9 protein-coding genes and 6 pseudogenes are annotated in these 17,257 nt (G+C 46.9%); 3 read left to right on the forward strand and 12 right to left on the reverse strand.

The window, feature by feature from the left end:
• Positions 1-278: 278 nt before the first annotated feature.
• From RE628_RS15290 to RE628_RS15330, 9 genes and pseudogenes are all read right to left on the reverse strand, one after another.
• Positions 279-824, reverse strand: coding sequence for a GrpB family protein (locus RE628_RS15290; RefSeq protein WP_309153901.1), 546 nt, complete (start codon positions 822-824; stop codon positions 279-281).
• Positions 799-1,050: a hypothetical protein gene (locus RE628_RS15295; protein ID WP_309153902.1), complete on the reverse strand. Its 252-nt coding sequence runs from the start codon at positions 1,048-1,050 to the stop codon at positions 799-801. Before RE628_RS15295 ends, RE628_RS15290 begins: the two co-directional genes overlap by 26 nt.
• Positions 1,023-1,451: a hypothetical protein gene (locus tag RE628_RS15300; RefSeq protein ID WP_309153903.1), complete on the reverse strand. Its 429-nt coding sequence runs from the start codon at positions 1,449-1,451 to the stop codon at positions 1,023-1,025. The genes RE628_RS15295 and RE628_RS15300 overlap by 28 nt, the downstream gene beginning before the upstream one ends.
• 235 nt (positions 1,452-1,686) lie before the next feature.
• Positions 1,687-2,103 carry a PaaI family thioesterase gene (locus tag RE628_RS15305; RefSeq protein WP_309153904.1) on the reverse strand — a complete coding sequence of 139 codons (417 nt, stop codon included), beginning with the start codon at positions 2,101-2,103 and terminating at the stop codon, positions 1,687-1,689.
• Between the two features lie 55 nt (positions 2,104-2,158).
• Positions 2,159-3,843: pseudogene (locus tag RE628_RS15310) on the reverse strand (long-chain fatty acid--CoA ligase).
• Positions 3,844-3,870: 27 nt separating this feature from the next.
• Positions 3,871-5,654, reverse strand: a pseudogene (locus RE628_RS15315) (acyl-CoA dehydrogenase family protein).
• 49 nt (positions 5,655-5,703) lie between these two features.
• On the reverse strand, positions 5,704-6,885 hold the full coding sequence (locus RE628_RS15320; protein WP_309153905.1) for an acetyl-CoA C-acyltransferase: 1,182 nt from the start codon (positions 6,883-6,885) through the stop codon (positions 5,704-5,706).
• Positions 6,886-6,904: 19 nt separating this feature from the next.
• Positions 6,905-9,302 (reverse strand): annotated as a pseudogene (locus RE628_RS15325) (3-hydroxyacyl-CoA dehydrogenase NAD-binding domain-containing protein).
• A gap of 62 nt (positions 9,303-9,364) precedes the next feature.
• Positions 9,365-11,545 (reverse strand): annotated as a pseudogene (locus RE628_RS15330) ((Fe-S)-binding protein).
• Positions 11,546-11,684: 139 nt separating this feature from the next.
• On the opposite strand from RE628_RS15330, the gene RE628_RS15335 reads away from it, so the two are divergent.
• From RE628_RS15335 to RE628_RS15345, 3 genes and pseudogenes are all read left to right on the forward strand, one after another.
• On the forward strand, positions 11,685-12,266 hold the full coding sequence (locus RE628_RS15335) for a fatty acid metabolism transcriptional regulator FadR (RefSeq protein WP_309153906.1): 582 nt from the start codon (positions 11,685-11,687) through the stop codon (positions 12,264-12,266).
• A 65-nt stretch (positions 12,267-12,331) separates the two neighbouring features.
• Positions 12,332-13,101 (forward strand): annotated as a pseudogene (locus RE628_RS15340) (electron transfer flavoprotein subunit beta/FixA family protein).
• A gap of 102 nt (positions 13,102-13,203) precedes the next feature.
• On the forward strand, positions 13,204-14,187 hold the full coding sequence (locus tag RE628_RS15345; RefSeq protein ID WP_309153907.1) for an electron transfer flavoprotein subunit alpha/FixB family protein: 984 nt from the start codon (positions 13,204-13,206) through the stop codon (positions 14,185-14,187).
• 117 nt (positions 14,188-14,304) lie between these two features.
• On the opposite strand, the gene RE628_RS15350 is transcribed toward RE628_RS15345, so the two are convergent.
• From RE628_RS15350 to ptsG, 3 genes and pseudogenes are all read right to left on the reverse strand, one after another.
• Positions 14,305-14,424 carry a YjcZ family sporulation protein gene (locus tag RE628_RS15350; protein ID WP_309153908.1) on the reverse strand — a complete coding sequence of 40 codons (120 nt, stop codon included), beginning with the start codon at positions 14,422-14,424 and terminating at the stop codon, positions 14,305-14,307.
• 234 nt (positions 14,425-14,658) lie between these two features.
• Entirely contained in the window at positions 14,659-14,757 is a 99-nt protein-coding gene (locus RE628_RS15355) for a YjcZ family sporulation protein (protein WP_309153909.1), read from the reverse strand.
• Positions 14,758-15,058: 301 nt separating this feature from the next.
• Positions 15,059-17,121 (reverse strand): annotated as a pseudogene (gene ptsG, locus RE628_RS15360) (glucose-specific PTS transporter subunit IIBC).
• Between the last annotated feature and the right edge of the window lie 136 nt (positions 17,122-17,257).

Raw genomic sequence — 17,257 nt, forward strand, 5'->3', positions numbered from 1 at the left:
CAGCAATTTTTTCATATTCGATATTTGATTTAGAATGATCTCCTAATTTAACGGTTGCTATCGAGGTTAAATCGTTGTTTTCGCATGATTTAAACTTCTAACGGTTTTTACAGAGGTTATTTCGGAATTTCAGCGAAAATACTACTGATATTACTTGAATAGCACGTATGACAACCGTTAGATGTATAAAACTATCATTTTGTTATGATTAGCCGTTTTGGCAACTGTTACAATCTAAATTACGTATATGTACGTTACGCTGTTTTCCACTTGTAAACTCACACATCAGAAATTCCGGGTTGCCATCCGGTCTCTTGCGACCAACTATGCGCTTTCTGTATTATTTCCCATACGATCGGTCCTTTTCCTTCAACATATTTATGGCGTTCCTGCCTGTACAATTGCATTAAACGATACTTCTCTAGAGCATACCTTAAGCAATCTTCTCTATGTTCTCTTAAATAATCTCTAAATAGGAGAGTTATCTGTTCCGAGAAACCCCCGACTTCTCTTATATGGATATGCGTTCTTCTAGATCCCGGTACTTCACGAAAGTATCTCTTGGTTTTATCGGGATTCTCTGCTCTAAATACAAAACCAATACGCTCCAGCTTATCTTTATAATTAGAGACAACTTCATAATTGTGCATTGAAACCTGTATATCTATAATTGGCTTGGCATCCATTCCAACGATCGACGTAGATCCTACATGATCAATTCGAACCGCCATTTCTCCTAAAGCGTCCCTTAATTTCAATCCAATCTCGAGAAATAAGTCGCTCCATTCAGGATCATATTCAGCAATTCTCCACTGGTCTTCCATACAACCCCTCCTTCTCAAACAACTGCTTCCATTCACATGCTGTTGTCTTAATAAAACGTTCTATCGCTTCTGTTTGAAAATAGACAGGTGTAATTTGGGGTTCATTCCCCTGATCTTGCAGCCATCTTACCTTGGTATCCCTGTACTGGTTAACTTCAAGCTGTGTTACATAAGGATTTATTGTAAAGCCTTCAGCATTTAATACTTTAGAAATGATTTCCCCCAAACGTCCATGGATCTTAAAAGAATAAACTCTACTTGACTGACTTCCTCGTTATATTTCGTCCTGATTTCATTTCCTTCGCCTTTAAAGTTTTGCTCAAAATCGGAGTAGAGTGTTTCGGTCCAACGTAAATCCGTATAAATATGAGAAAAGTATCCCAGCACAAATTCCTTCGATTCTGGCTCCGAATACTTCTCTATGTATTCTCTGCACTTCATCAGAATCATTTCCGCGGTGGGCATTTTACCTTTATGAATAAGGTGAGTAAATCCTTTCTCTTCCCTCGTAATAATTCCCCTTGCATGAATCGCATCAGGGGCGATGCTGCCTAGTAATAAGCTGGGAGACGCTTTACCGGAAGACAATTCCTCAGATACCGCAAAATGTACCATTGGCCAAGGCATTTAGATATCTCCTTCCAAACTGTACTCGTAGAACAACTCTACAAACCTCATTTAGATCCTTCGCAATATCCATTCCACAAACCTATCATTCGAAGGAATTACTACCAGTTTAATCAACTGAATTGCTCCTAACAAGCAAAATAATAGAGCAGCGCTGGAATCCTTCTCCTTGCACTGCTCTCTTTCATGCACCAAGCTATTTCCAGTACAACGAATTTCTTACACAAGCTTTCTCTTAGCTCACCCGAAACGTTCCGGTTCCAAATGCGCATAGGTCGCCGTTGTCCATTCTGGCGAAGGCATGAGCTGTGATCATTTTGCGGCTCGTATGAATTAGCTCGGCGGTGACGATCATTTTGCCGGAACTAGATTTAGCCACGTAGTTCATATTCAAATTCGTGGTCACCACATTGCAATTTGGCCTGTTCATCATCGCCAAGAGTCCCATCGCAGAATCTAGTAACGTAGCGTGAACCCCGCCATGTACAATCCCGATCAAATTATGATGATGCGGTTTGATCTCCAAAGAGACGACAACCTGCCGATCATCCACCGTCTCAACCTGCGCTCCAAGATATTCCCAGAAGGTCCCCTTTGAGAGACGCTCCCATTCCACCATGTAGACATCTTTCTGATTGGAATCCACTTCCATACCTATCCCCCTTTCTCTAAAACTATGCCTATCAAGAACAGGATCTAATAACGATTCACTTAATATCCTGACTCAATTTTGACTGCTCTTCTTCGATCAGCTTGCGCCGCAGCACCTTACCCGCCATCGTCTTCGGCAGACTATCCCGGAATTCATAAACCTTCGGGACTTTGTAAGCCGCCAGCTTCTCCTTACAGAACTTCTTCAATTCCCCTTCTTCTAGCTTGGCTCCATTCTTTGGCACGATATAAGCCTTCACCGTCTCTCCGCGATAAGGATCATATATACCAGCAACAATAGCCTCCTCCACACCAGGAAATTCGAATAACACTTCTTCAACTTCTCGAGGATAAATGTTGTAGCCGCCAGCGATAATGATGTCTTTACGTCGATCTAAAATGTAAAAATAACCGTCTTCATCCATCTTGCCTAGATCGCCGGTGAGTAGCCATCCATCGCGTAGGCATTTATAAGTTTCCTCCGGTTGATTCCAGTACCCTCTCATCACCTGCGGTCCTTTAACCGCCAGCTCACCCAGCTCGCCAACTTCCACTTTCTCAAGCGTATCTGGCTGAACGATCATGGCTTCCGTGTCTGGGAATGGGATGCCGATTGATCCGTTCTTACGTTTTCCCAAATATTGTTCGCATGTGTAACCGGTGAAGCTTCCGTAAGGCCATAGCCTTCAATTAGCTTACCACCCGTGACTTGCTCGAACCGAGACTGTACCTGATGAGGCAATGAGGCCGCTCCGCTAATACAAACCTGAATCGAAGAAAGGTCGAACTTCCCGACCTCGGGATGATTAATAATGGCTACATACATCGTTGGCGCCCCTGGGAACACCGTCGGCTGCTTGCGGTCAATCGTACGTAACACATTATCAATTTCGAAACGCGGTAGCAGAATCAATGTTCCTCCAAACATTACAGCCTGATTGAGCAGTACCGTCATCCCAAATACATGGAAGAACGGAAGCGCCGCTAAATATTTCTCCTGTCCAGGCCTTGCGCGATAGAACCATAATTTCGTCTGAACCGTATTTGCGACAAGATTTTGGTGCGTAAGCATTACCCCTTTAGCAAAGCCTGTTGTTCCCCCGGTATACTGAATAAGAGCCAGCTCGTTCTCCGTATCGATCGGTTCCAAATAAGGAACCGGCTGCGTATTTTTAACCAGTTCTTTAAATGATACAACCCGTTCATTATAGTTAACTTTTACTGCAGTTCCATCTTTCCTAGCTTTCAACGGATACAATAAATTTTTCGGAAATGGTAACTCATCCTGAACTTTTGCCACGATTATATAGTCAAGCGGGTGTTCCTTCATGGTTTTATTGACCCGGTCTACGAGAATATCCAGCGTTACGATAACCCGTGCCCCTGAATCCTTCAGCTGATACTCCAGCTCTCGCGGCATGTACAGCGGATTGGTCATAACGACCACTCCGCCGATCAATAGGATGCCGTAATATGCGATCACAGTCTGCGGACAGTTCGGCAGCATGACTGCAACGCGGTCTCCTTTGTGAACTCCAAGGTTACGCAATGCGTTCGCGAAGCGGTAAGTTTTATCCAATAATTCACGATATGATGTTGTAGCTCCCATGAAATCTAGTGCTGCTTGATCGGGATATCGCTGCGCTGAATCCAATAAAAATTGGGCTAAATGCTGCTGAGGATAGTCATAGGTCGGTGGTACTTCGGCGGGATAATGTTGAAGCCAAGGTTTTGCATCCATCCCTTCCACCTCCATTTCATATTTTCATTATGAAACGTATGTCTCTGACTGGATCACTTGGGCTGCAATTTCCCTCTTTATTGCAACCAAATTGACGGGGTTTCTTTTCGTCCATTTCTTCAAGACGGAGAGTTGCGTCCGCAGCATATCGCCTGTCGCCATCGTCGTCAGCACCTCTCTGGCCCAGTTCTCGATGCGGGTGAATTCCTCCTGGATATAAACCGTTGTCAGCGCAATTGTCAGCTTCGCCTTCTCCTCAGAGGTCTGGCTGATCTTCTTCTGCGTCCTCAGCAGCGCACTTTCCATCCCAAAAATTCCAATCATAATATCGGCAAGATTACTGAGGATCTCTTGTTCCTGCTCAAGCTTGGTCTGATAGGTCTGCACCGCTCCCGCACTAACGAGTAAAAATACTTTTTTAGCCATCTTTAGCAAATGTGCCTCTTGTTCCAGTGTTCCATCCCCTTCAGGAATACTCACACGCTCCATCATTTCTGCTTGAAGCTCCATTGCTTTTTGCAGCAGTGGTAATTCGCCTTTTAACGCCCGCTTCATCAAAGTACCAGGGATCAGGAGCCGATTGATTTCATTCGTTCCCTCGAAGATCCGGTTAATCCGAGAATCGCGGTATATCCTTTCGACTCGGTATTCCTTCGTATAACCGTAGCCGCCATGAATTTGCACACCTTCATCCACTACAAAATCAAGCGTTTCCGAGCCAAACACCTTATTAATGGAACATTCCAACTGGTATTCGGCAATCGCCTTGGCTGAGCGATAACCAACGTCAGGGGCGCTAAGATCCACATCAGCAAGTCCGGTATCAAACAACCCGGCAGTCCGATAAACCATGCTCTCCAGTACATAAGTACGGATATTCATGTCTGCAAGCTTTTTGCCGATGAGCGGGAAGGATGATATTTTCACCCCGAATTGTGTCCGTTCATTCGCATAGTGAGCAGCCAGTTCAAGTGTATCTTTGCAGGCTCCGACACAACCTGCCGCTAATTTAAATCTACCTATATTCAAAATGTTAAATGCGATCAGATGCCCTTTGCCAACCTCCCATAGCAAATTCTCTACCGGTACCTTGACATCTTCGAGAATAAGCGGACAAGTGGATGAAGCCTTGATTCCCATCTTCTTCTCTTCCGGACCAATGCTGACACCTTCCATCGTGCGTTCTACAATAAAAGTGCTGAACTGTGTCCCTTCTACCTTCGCATAAACGATAAAAATATCAGCAAATCCAGCATTCGTTATAAATTGCTTCGTACCATTCAATACATAATAACTTCCATCCTCGGACAAATGGGCCGTCGCCTTAGCGCCCTGCGCATCTGAACCGGAGGAAGGCTCCGTCAAACAATAAGCGGCGATCTTCTCCCCAGAGGCTAAGGGAGGCAGGTACTTCTGCTTCTGCTCCTCTGTTCCGAAATAGACGATCGGCAGTGTTCCGATTCCCACATGAGCTCCGAATGATAAAGCAAAGGAGGATGCTTTTGTCAGCCTCTCATTAATAAGTGTGGTGCTGACTTTATCTAGTCCCATTCCCCCGTACGCTTCCGGTACATCTGCCCCTAACAAGCCCAACTCGCCAGCTTCACGGAGTAATTTCACCGTTAAGTCATAGTCCAGATTCTCAAGCTCCGCATCATGCGGAGCTATCTCCCCTGCACGAACATCTTCGTCGCATCCGCGATCATGCGTTGCTCCTCAGTGAAATCCTCAGGCGTAATCATGCTCTGAAAATCTCCATCCTCAATCACGAAGCTCCCGCCACGCACTTTGCGAGTATCTTGCTGATTCATTCGATCCTCTCCTTTTGAATTGATCCATTGAATGAGTTAAATAGCGATACTAGCCGTGCACCTCAAACACTCCAGCTGCTCCCATACCGCCTCCGATACACATGGATACGACTCCGTATCCTCCGCCACGTCTACGCAGCTCTGTGATTAGTGAGGCGCTCAGTTTTGCTCCCGTACAACCAAGCGGATGGCCAAGTGCAATCGCGCCGCCGTTCACATTCACCTTCTCCTCATCCAGCTTCAATTCGCGAATAATGTGCAGACATTGTGAAGCGAACGCTTCATTTATTTCATACAAGGCTACATCCTCCGCCGTGATTCCGGCCATCGCTAGCGCCTTGGGGATCGCCTTGACCGGGCCAACACCCATCAGCTCCGGCTCTACACCGGCCAGTGCAAAGGAGCGGAATGTGGCTAAGGGTTTAAGCTGAAGCTCCTCTGCTTTCTCCTTGCTCATCACGACCAGTGCTGCAGCACCATCGCTCATTTGTGATGAGTTACCAGCGGTCACAGTGCCACCCGCCTTGAAGCTCGGAGCTAGCTTTGCCAACGCCGCAAGCGTAGTGTCTTCACGAACGCCTTCGTCTGTATCAAAAATCGCTGCCTTGGACCTAACTTTCCCCGAATCGTCGACGCTTTTGAACTCTGTCTGCAATGGAACGATCTCCTCCGCAAATTTCCCTGCAGCAATCGCTGCTGCAGCCCGCTGATGTGAACGCAGGGCAAAGGCATCCTGATCCTCGCGGCTGATCCCGAATTTCTCGGCAACACGTTCCGCCGTATGCCCCATCCCGATATATACTTCCGGATACTGCTCAACAATTCGTGGATTCGGCGAAACTTTAAATCCGGTCATCGGAACATGACTCATGCTCTCTACTCCTCCAGCAACGATGACATCCGCATGACCAAGCATGATCCGCTCTGCCGCAAAAGCGACGGCCTGCAGCCCGGATGAACAGAAGCGGTTAATAGTAAGCGCTGGAACCGTCACCGGGAACCCGGCATATAACGCCATAATGCGGGCAAAGTTTAGGCCCTGCTCACCTTCCGGCATTGCGCAGCCGATGATAATATCCTCCACATCCACTTTTTGCAAGCCCTTGGCCCGCTCTATAGCTGCTTCCAGCACAACTTTACCAAGATCATCCGCGCGCGTGTGGACCAAGCTTCCTTTCTTGGCTTTGCCGACCGCCGACCGGGCTAATGATACGATGACTGCTTCCCTCATTTTTTTCTCCCTCCCCAAGCTAATTGCGCAGCGGCTTGCCTTTGCTTAGCATATACTTCATACGCTGCCTCGTTTTCGCTTCTCCGCACAGGCTGAGGAATGCTTCCCGCTCCAGATCAAGCATGTATTGCTCAGTTACGAAGGTACCCGTAGGAACATCTCCTCCCGCTAACACATGAGCAAGCTTCTTCGCAATTAGAAGATCATGATCACTGATGTACCCGCTCTCCCTCATACCGATCGCTCCAAGCTGCAGCACCGCCTTTCCTTCTGCACCTACCACTCTCAGCTTGGTCTCCTGGATAGGCTCATAATCAGACGCAGCCAACCGCAGCACCGCCTGCTTCGCTTCATGGATCATGTAATCCGGATTGATGACGATTCGGTCGCTTGGCCTTAAATAGCCTAGACGTTTCGCATCATAGCCACTTGTTGAGACCTTCGCCATGCCGATCGTTTCAAAGAGGCGGTTGATATAAGGCTGTAAATCCACTTCTGGCAAATTAGCCTGCTGGCTAGCACGTAGTGCGAATTCTTTACATCCACCGCCAGCCGGAATCAGCCCAACGCCGACTTCGACTAGACCGTAGTACGATTCCGCAGTAGCTATGACCTGGTCCGCCGGCAGGCATACCTCGACACCGCCACCAAGTGTCATCCGATGCGGTGCGGCAATGACCGGCTTCTCGAATCTCTTCAATTGATACATCGTTCTCTGGAACAACGATATAATCTCATCAACCTCATCCCATTCCTCGTCCTCCGCCTCCATAAGCAAAAGCATGAGATTAGCACCGACACAGAAATTGCGTCCTTGATTAGCAATGACCAACCCAGCATAGTCACGTTTCCTGATCTCTTCCTGACTTTGTGAGATCATGTTCAGAATATCTTCGCCAATGGCATTGTTCGGAGAGTGGAACTCAAGACAGGCCACGCCATCACCCAAATCAATCAAGCTAGCTCCGGCATTGCTTCTGATCACTTGCTTCTGCTCCTTCAAGTCGCGTAACGATATGACCTCCTGCGGCTGCTCTACGGCCTTATAACGACCACTCATAACGTGAAATAGCTGCCCTGCTTCCTTTTTATAGAACGATGTGCCGCCTGCTTCGATCCACTCGGTTACCCACTGCGGGATCTTCAATCCTTCGGCTTCCATTCTCTTTACTGACGATACGAGGCCGATTGCATCCCAGGTTTCGAACGGACCCATCTCCCAGTTGAAGCCCCACTTCATCGCTTCATCAATGTCCTGAATGCTGTCCGCTATCTCGCCGAGTTTGGAAGCAGAATAAAGTAGTACATGCTTCAATACATTCCAGGCCAGATCGGAATAGCGGTCGCCTCCGCTCAGCAGCGCTTTAAGCTTTGCTCTTGCCCCCTTCACTACCTTAGCGCCCTCCAATGAACCTGAAGACGGTTTTACCTGTGGTTCATATGTTAAGCTCTGCAAATTTAAGGCGAGAATCTTACTCTCTCCCTTTTCTTTCAACTTGCGGTAGAAGCCTTGACCCGATTTCTCCCCCAACCACCCCTTACTCACCATGTCTTGAAGTACCCGAGGTACAGTGAAAATCTCGATCTCAGCCTCATCCTGAACATTGTCCCGCACATTGTCAGCCACATGTAGAAAAGTATCTAACCCTACCAAATCAAGCGTGCGGAAAGTCGCGCTTTTGGGGCGTCCCATTGCCGGCTGGTGACGGCGTCAACTTCCTCTACAGTGAACCCCTGCTGCAACATCTCGCGTAGCGTGACCAGTAAACCATACGTACCGATTCGATTTGCAATAAAATTCGGCGTATCCTTGGCGATGACCACTGTTTTTCCAAGAGTACGCTCCGCAAATCTGCGCAGCCTCGCGACATGAACAGGATCTGTATTTTCCCTGGTATAATCTCCAACAGCTTCATATAACGCGGCGGGTTGAAGAAGTGAGTTCCCATAAAATGCTGCCGGAACTCCAAAGATCTGCCCTCGCTCATCGCTTGAATCGAGATTCCCGAGGTATTCGTGCTAACGAGAATTCCCGGCTTCCAATATTGCTCGATCTTGCCTAGAAGCTCTCGCTTTACATTCAAATTCTCTACTACTACCTCGATCACCCAATCAGCATCCTGAATCTGCTGTAGATGATCTTCGAGATTACCAGGCGTAATACGTGACGCAAAGTCTACATCATATAATGGTGCCGGATTTCTCTTAGCTAAACTGGCTATGGCCGCCGAAGCATAACGGTTTCTAACCGCTGGATGCGAGAGCGAATATCCCTTAGCCTTCTCGGCCTCGGTCATTTCTGTAGGTACAATGTCGAGCAGCAAACAGGTGATACCCGCATTAGCTAACCCTGCCGCAATCCCGGACCCCATAATGCCTGAACCGATAACAACTGCTTTAGAAATCGATTTATCCATCTCTGCCTACCTCCAACACAAGAATTCACGACAAAATCTATTTGAGGTTGTTTAAACTCGCACTAGTAATGCTCACCAAATACAGACAATTCCAATATCTCTGCAACATCCTTGGTCTTCACATCTAGTTCCTTCATCTTGACCCCGTCTTCCAGCATCGTAAGACAATAAGGACAGCCACTGCCGATCATCGTAGGTGATACCTCCAGTGCCTGCTCCGTCCGGGCCAGATTAATACGCTTACCACCGGTCTCTTCCATCCACATCATGCCGCCGCCTGCTCCGCAGCACATTGCATTCTCGCGCGAGCGCTTCATCTCAACCAATTCCATACCCGGAATGGAACGCAATATTTCCCTTGGTGCTTCATAAATTCCGTTATATCGCCCCAAATAGCAGGAATCGTGATAAGTCATTCTCTCCCGCACTTCATAGCGAGGCTTCAGCTTTCCTTCCTTAATGAGGCGCTCCAGTAACTGCGTGTGATGAATCACTTCGACGTCATCAAGCCCGAATTCTGGATATTCATTTTTAAAAGTGTTAAAAGCGTGCGGATCGGCCGTTACGATTTTCCGTACACTATGCTGCTGGAACAATGCAATGTTTTCCTGACAGAGCTGCTGGAACAGAAATTCGTTTCCCATCCGCCTCGGCGTGTCCCCGGAATTCTTCTCCTCGTTACCGAGGATGGCAAAATTAATGCCAGCCTCCAGCATCAGTCTGGCGAAGGCGCGTGAAATTTTGCGGCTGCGCAGGTCGTAGGAGCCCATTGACCCTACAAAAAGAGATATTCGAAGCCGGGATTATCATGTACCGAAGGAACGGACAGTCCTTCAATCTCAGCGGTCCATTTCATCCGCTCATTGCGACTGATTCCCCACGGGTTACCTTGCCGCTCAATATTTTGCAGCGCACGCTGTCCTTCCTGCGGGATACTCCCTTGCATTAATACTAGATGGCGGCGCAAATCGATAATTTTATCGACATGCTCATTGCCGACTGGGCATTGATCCTCACAATTGCGACAGGTCGTACAGGACCAGATTTCCGCTTCCGACATCACATCACCAATCAGCTCTAGTTCCTTTGCAGTGACATTATTAGCGCTGTCCTTCTCCTGAGTCACCCAGGAATCATGCTGCCATTTTAGAGTTGGTCGAATATCTGTGATTGCTACACCGCTCTCATGCAACCCCTCTATACCAGGCAGATCGACGGTTGAATCCTTCTTATCGGTCAACATATGAGTGCGAGCCTGTGAGGAAGCAAAGGCAAAAGCCGGCTGCCAGGGTGACTTTCCGGTTTGCTGCACCCCGACCTCTGTCAAGTGATCGCGCAACTTGGTAATGAGATGCATCGGAGAGAGCATTTTCCCGTGTTCGAGGCAGGGCATACATTTGTGCACCGTCCACATTCGACGCAAGCGTAGAAATCAAGCATCTGTTTTTGAGAAAAATCTAAAATCGTTCCGGCCCCGAAGCTCTCTGCTTCTTCGTCCTCCAGATCGATACTCAGCAGGCGTCCTGGCGGTTCCGTACGGCGTAGCCAAATATTAATCGGAGCTGTAATCAAATGAAAATGCTTGGATTGAGGTATATAGACTAGAAAGGTTAGTAGAATCAGAAGATGCAGCCACCAGAACAGGTAAAACAAAACCTCGGCTGTTTGTGCAGATAAACGGTTAAATGCTACGGAGATTAGTGAGGATACTGGAGCATAGAAAGATGGGTTTAGCTGGAACCATATTCGCTCAAAACTTAAGGAGAAGAGAACAGTGAACATTAACGAAGAGATTAAAATGATGACTATACTAGGCTTCCAGCCTTTCTTCAATCGGGGTAATCGTTCCCCATATCTCCGATAGGCCGCATAGATAATAGCAAGTAGAATGAGTAGAACGGTGATTTCCTGGCTTAGGCTAAATAGATGATATGCTGGCAGAGGCAGATGGCCGCCTCCCTGGGATAGACCTTTTACAATCAAATCGATAGCGCCAAACTGCAAAATAATGAACCCGTAAAAGATGACTATATGCATAATCCCACTACGCCAGTCCTTCAGCAATTTCCGCTGTCCGAATACTTGGCTAAGAAATCCGCTCCAATTCCCCCATCTAAGCCTGCTCCTTATCTGAAACTCCACAGGGCGCCCAATCTCAGATAGAGATAACGATGATAAAGTGCCTTATAAAACAAATAAATGGCGTAACCCGTTACCATAAGAACAAGAATCGATTGCAGCATTTGCCACACCTACATCACCCCAGCCTCCTTGTTTAAATTAATGATTCATATTGACAATAAAAGCGCTATCACCTAAGATTAATAAAAAATGAATGAGTGTTCATTCATTTGACTGAAATTTTAACATTGGGGTGTCGGGATGACAAGTAGGAAACAGGAAAAATTTGAAATGATTTTAGACGCTGCTGAGAAAGTAATCGCCGAGAATGGCTTTTATGGTTCGCAAGTATCTAAAATCGCTAAGGAAGCAGGCATCGCAGACGGTACGATATATTTATATTTCAAGAATAAAGAAGATATCCTTATTTCCCTCTTTCAAAATCGTCTGGGCAGCCTCGTAAGCACATTTAAGAATAGCATCACAGATGAAGACAGTGCCGAAGAAGCCTTGTTCAAGGTGTGCGAAATCCACTTCTCCCTGCTCGAGGAAAATGTACATCTGGCCTATGTAACGCAAATCGAGCTGCGACAGAGCTCACTGGAACTTCGCAAAGCGATCGGTCAAGCAGTGAAGCCCTATATTCAGCTAATCGAGCATATTCTTGTAAAAGGAGTTGCTGATGGAAGCTTCAGGGCAGAGCTTGACACCAAATTAACACGCCAGCTTATATTTGGAGCAATGGATGAAGTTGTCACCTCCTGGCTGATCTCAGGACAGAAGTATTCCTTATCCGCACAAGTGCATAACACCGTAGATTTCTTCTTAAGGGGCTTGAAATAAGCTTTCTTGCCCAGGCTTGAAACGGTATGAGATGATATCAAGTTGATTTGAAAGGAGTATGATCGATGAACATTTTCGTAATCTTGAAGCAAACCTTTGATACGGAAGAAAAAATAAGCATTGTTGACGGTCACATTAACGAAGAGGGAGCCAAATTCATTATCAATCCCTATGATGAATATGCCGTCGAAGAGGCGATTCGCCTAAAGGAACAGCATGGCGGTACGGTCATCGTGCTATCCGTCGGCGCGGCAAGAACCGCCGAAGCGCTGCGGACAGCGCTGGCTATGGGCGCAGATGAAGCCGTTCTTATCTCCGATGATGGCTTGGCTACCGATGAATTCAGTATCTCTACCCTCTTAGCCACCTATTTCCGGGACAAATCATTCGACCTCATTCTCGGGGGATACTTCTCAGTTGACAATGGTGCCGGTCAAACGGCGATCCGTCTTGCCCGATTGCTAGACATTCCCCATGCCTCAGCCATTACCAGGCTGGAAATTGTACAAAATAAAGCCACGGTTGTACGCGACGCAGAAGGAGATTCAGAGACGCTTGAAATAAGCTTGCCCGCTCTTTTACCGCACAACAGGGTCTTAATGAACCACGTTACCCATCCCTACCTGGAATTATGAAAGCCAAGAAAAAACCATTCCACGCGCTAGACCTCCAGCAGCTTAACTTAACAGAAGCAACAATAATCGCTCCAAGAACAGAACGCACCAGCCTTTCACTTCCTGCCGCACGTAAAAGCGGACGTATTCTGAAAGGTACTCTCATGGAACAAACCGCTGAATTGGTTCAGTTACTCAGAAGTGAAGATAAGGTCATATAGAACCGTAACAAACTTGATCATATATTCAAAATCTCCCATCCAACCTTTGCTACTACTTCCAATCACAAATTACAAGGAATAGAAATAAGGAGGAATTCCAATATGGGGAACATTTATGTCGTCGTTGCCGAAGCCCGGGACGGCCGATTGCGCCAAGTGAGTCTGGAGGCAGTTCATGCTGCTGCCTTGGCAAGTCATGAAGACGATAAGCTTATAGCTGTGCTACTAGGACATCACCTGCAAGAAGCTGCAAATGAACTGGCACGTTATGTAGAAGATCAAGTCATTATTATAGATCATCCTGATTTGGCAATCTATCAAGCTGAAGCCTTCTTCTCGGCCATAACTTCAGTACTGGATCAGCTTCAACCATACGGCGTTTTCTTCGGACATACGTCTATTGGACGCGATCTGGCCCCGTTAGTAGCTGCTCACTTGAGCGCTGGACAAATCTCTGATGTAATTGCTCTTACGCGAACGGATGATACAGTTTCATATACACGCCCTCTCTATGCCGGTAAAGCTTTCGAGAACAAACAATTTATCAGTTCACCGCAAATCGTAACGATCCGCCCTAACAATATCTCTCCAGCTCAGCCTGTTCCTGCCGCAGCACCAATTACCCAACTCACTTATAGTCCCTCTGCCTCACTGCGAACGGTAATTAAGGAAGTCGTTAGGAAATCGACTGGCAGAGTAGATTTAACGGAAGCCAAGGTCGTAGTCTCAGGAGGACGTGGAGTAAAAAGCAAAGCCGGATTCCAGCCATTGGAGGAGCTAGCGGAAGTACTGCAGGGTGCAATCGGCGCTTCCCGCGGCGCCTGCGATGCCGGATACTGTGATTATTCACTACAGATCGGCCAGACCGGCAAGGTCGTTACGCCCGAAATATACATTGCCTGTGGGATCAGCGGTGCGATTCAGCATTTGGCTGGCATGAGCCAATCGCGCATTATCATCGCGATAAACAAAGATCCTGAGGCCCCGATCTTTAATGTAGCCGATTACGGGATCATCGGCGATCTGTTCGAGGTCGTGCCTCTATTGACGGAGGAATTTAGAAAAGTATTAAGCGTTTCGAATTAATCAGCTTTGGGATCGATCGAATGAATAAAAAGGTTCCGCCAGCACAAAGCCAGCGGAACCTTTTATCCATGTTTTCTGATTGTGTTGTGGTGTTTTTGCTAATGAATTATATCGTTGTTAGAAAACAAATGCTCTTGTAATGATAACCAACAGAATGAAGAGCACTAAAATTGCTGCTGTTGAAGTAAAGAGTCCTCCACCACAACTATAACCTACACCGCCAAGTACTTCGCCCATGTGTGTAAACCTCCTTATAATTTAAAGTACACATCATCGTATTAATTTTTCTGTCAAAAAGATTGGACACCTTCACCAATAATAACGTCTATTTTATCGGATACTTGTATTACAAGTTATATTGTTCGCTGTCTGTTTTTTTTCGGATAGAGCTAAACCAATGAAGGGACTCTTTTGTTTTAAAAAAACCACCTACCAAAAAAGGTAAGTGGGCTAAACTGCTTGCTTAAGCTATTAAAAAACAAATGCTCTTGTAATGATTACAAGCAATATGAATAGAACCAAAATCGCTGCAGTTGAAGTCCATAATCCACCGCCAAGTACTTCTCCCATCTGTGAATACCTCCTTATATTTAAAGTACACACCATCATATTCTATTTTCTGTCTAAAAGATTGGACAGCTTCCCCAATGATAAAGTCTATTTATCGGATACTTGTACTACAAGATTTATCCTCGACTGTCCGGTATTGAATGAAAATAGGCTGCCAAAGAAAAACGAGCCTAAAGAATCACTTCTAAGGCTCGTTCTTGGTTAGAAACAGCCAAATAACCTCTCCCATAACCGTTAAAATATGAATCGGAGCATATAGATTCAAATAAGCTTTGTCATAACCGTTAGAATTCGAGAGCCACTATTCCCTAATCGTCACTATACTTCCTTCACCACTTGGCAGCACGCCACTTTTGTTTAGCTTCACTGTCGCACCTTCCGGCAGGTTGGAGAAGACGATTGGCGAAATAAGCGAAGGCGCATGCTCTTTCACATAGGCCAAATCTACTTCCAAGATTGGTTGTCCAGCTGCTACCAAATCACCTTCCTTAACAAGGACATTGAAGCCCTGGCCCTTCAGCTTCACGGTATTTACCCCGATGTGCACAAGCACTTCCTTACCGCCGTCTGACATGATGCCGATAGCATGCTTGCTCGGGAACACGTTAAATACTTTTCCGTAAACCGGAGAAGCGATCAAACCCTCATGCGGTAAAACTGCAAAACCGTCGCCGGTCATTCTTTCTGCGAATACTGGATCTGGGACTTTGGAAATATCCATCAGTTCACCTTTTACCGGCATCACAATATCTTCGTTGATAACCGCGTCGCCGTCCTGAGCCGCCTGTTGCTCGACTTCGGCCGGCTTCACGGCTTCTGTCTTCTCGTCCACCCGCGGGGCTTTGCCGCTCATAATATCAGCGATTTGCGTCTTAATCGTGTCGGAACGTGTTCCGAAGATAGCCTGAATATTGTTGCCTACTTCAAGCACGCCGGATGCTCCAAGCTTCTTGAGCCGGTCCTTGCTCACATTTCCCTTGTCCTTCACTTCTACTCGTAAACGGGTAATACAGGCATCGAGGTGAACGATGTTCTCTCCTCCACCCAGTGCAGTCAAAATATTATGCGGCAGATCATCCTGCCGAACGGGACCACTTTCTCTTGCCCCTTCTTCTACGGTTTCTGGATCTTCCCGACCTGGCGTTTTGAGGTTAAATCTGCGGATTACGAAACGGAATCCGAAGTAGTAAATGACCGCGAGAATCAAACCAACGATGATCACGTACCACCATGGGGTCCGGTTTGGAATTACTCCGAAGATCAGGTAGTCGATCAATCCTCCAGAGAAGGTCATCCCTATTTTGACACCAAGCAAATGCATGGTCATAAAGGACAATCCTGCAAAAATCGTATGCACAGCGAACAAGATAGGAGCGACGAACAGGAACGAGAATTCGAGCGGTTCAGTAATCCCCGTTAAGAATGATGTTAAAGCAGCCGAACCCATAATCCCGGCCACGTATTTTTTGTTCTCGGGTCTGGCCTCATGATAGATTGCCAGTGCCGCAGCGGGAAGCCCGAACATCATGAATGGGAATTTCCCGGTCATAAAGGTACCAGCTGTAAACGGTACCCATCCCGGAGCTGTGCCATGAAGATTTGCTGGTCCCCGCGAACCAACTGTCCAGCTTTATTGACGTATTCACCAAATTCAAACCAGAACGGGGAATAGAAAATATGATGTAACCCAAATGGAATCAGCGCGCGTTCCACGATGCCGAAGATCAATGCGGACAAGGTCCGGTTTTGTTCCAGCATGAAGTACGAAGCGGAGTTTAATCCGCTCTGGATTGGAGGCCAAATAATGACCATCAACAAACCGAGCAGGACCGAGGTTGCCGCCGTCATAATCGGAACGAAGCGTTTCCCGGCAAAAAAGCCAAGATAGGACGGAAGCTCAATCTTAAAGAAGCGACGATACATCGCAGAGGCAAGTATACCTACAATAATCCCGCCGAAAACACCCGTAGCCAACGTTGAAATTCCGAGAACATCAGCGTAAGCCGGGTCTGTACCGACCATCGCTGGGGTTACACCGATGACCGTGCCCATCGTTACGTTCATGACAAGATAACCGATGATCGCTGCAAGCCCAGCTACACCCTCGCCCCCGGACAAGCCGACGGCAACTCCAACAGCGAACAGCAATGCCAGATTCGTGAATACGATCTGCCCGGCATTCATCATAACGGTAGCCACCGCATGGATGGAACTGTTATCTAGAGCTGGAACGAGACTTAGGAACTCTGGGCTAATCAACATGTTGCCAATGCCGAGCAGCAGCCCTGCGGCAGGAAGCAGCGCGACCGGCAACATCAGCGCCTTACCGACTCTTTGCAAAATACCAAACAAACGCTTGAACATTTACATCCTCCTGAATACAAAATTGATCTATCTAACAATGCGCAACCTCTAACAATAAAAAAAGCATGAGCCAATAAAAAGTCTTTTCCATGCAAGTCATCATTTAGGGATAGATTACCCAGTAAATGGACATTAC

Source organism: Paenibacillus sp. D2_2, from assembly GCF_031199965.1.
Classification (GTDB): domain Bacteria; phylum Bacillota; class Bacilli; order Paenibacillales; family Paenibacillaceae; genus Fontibacillus.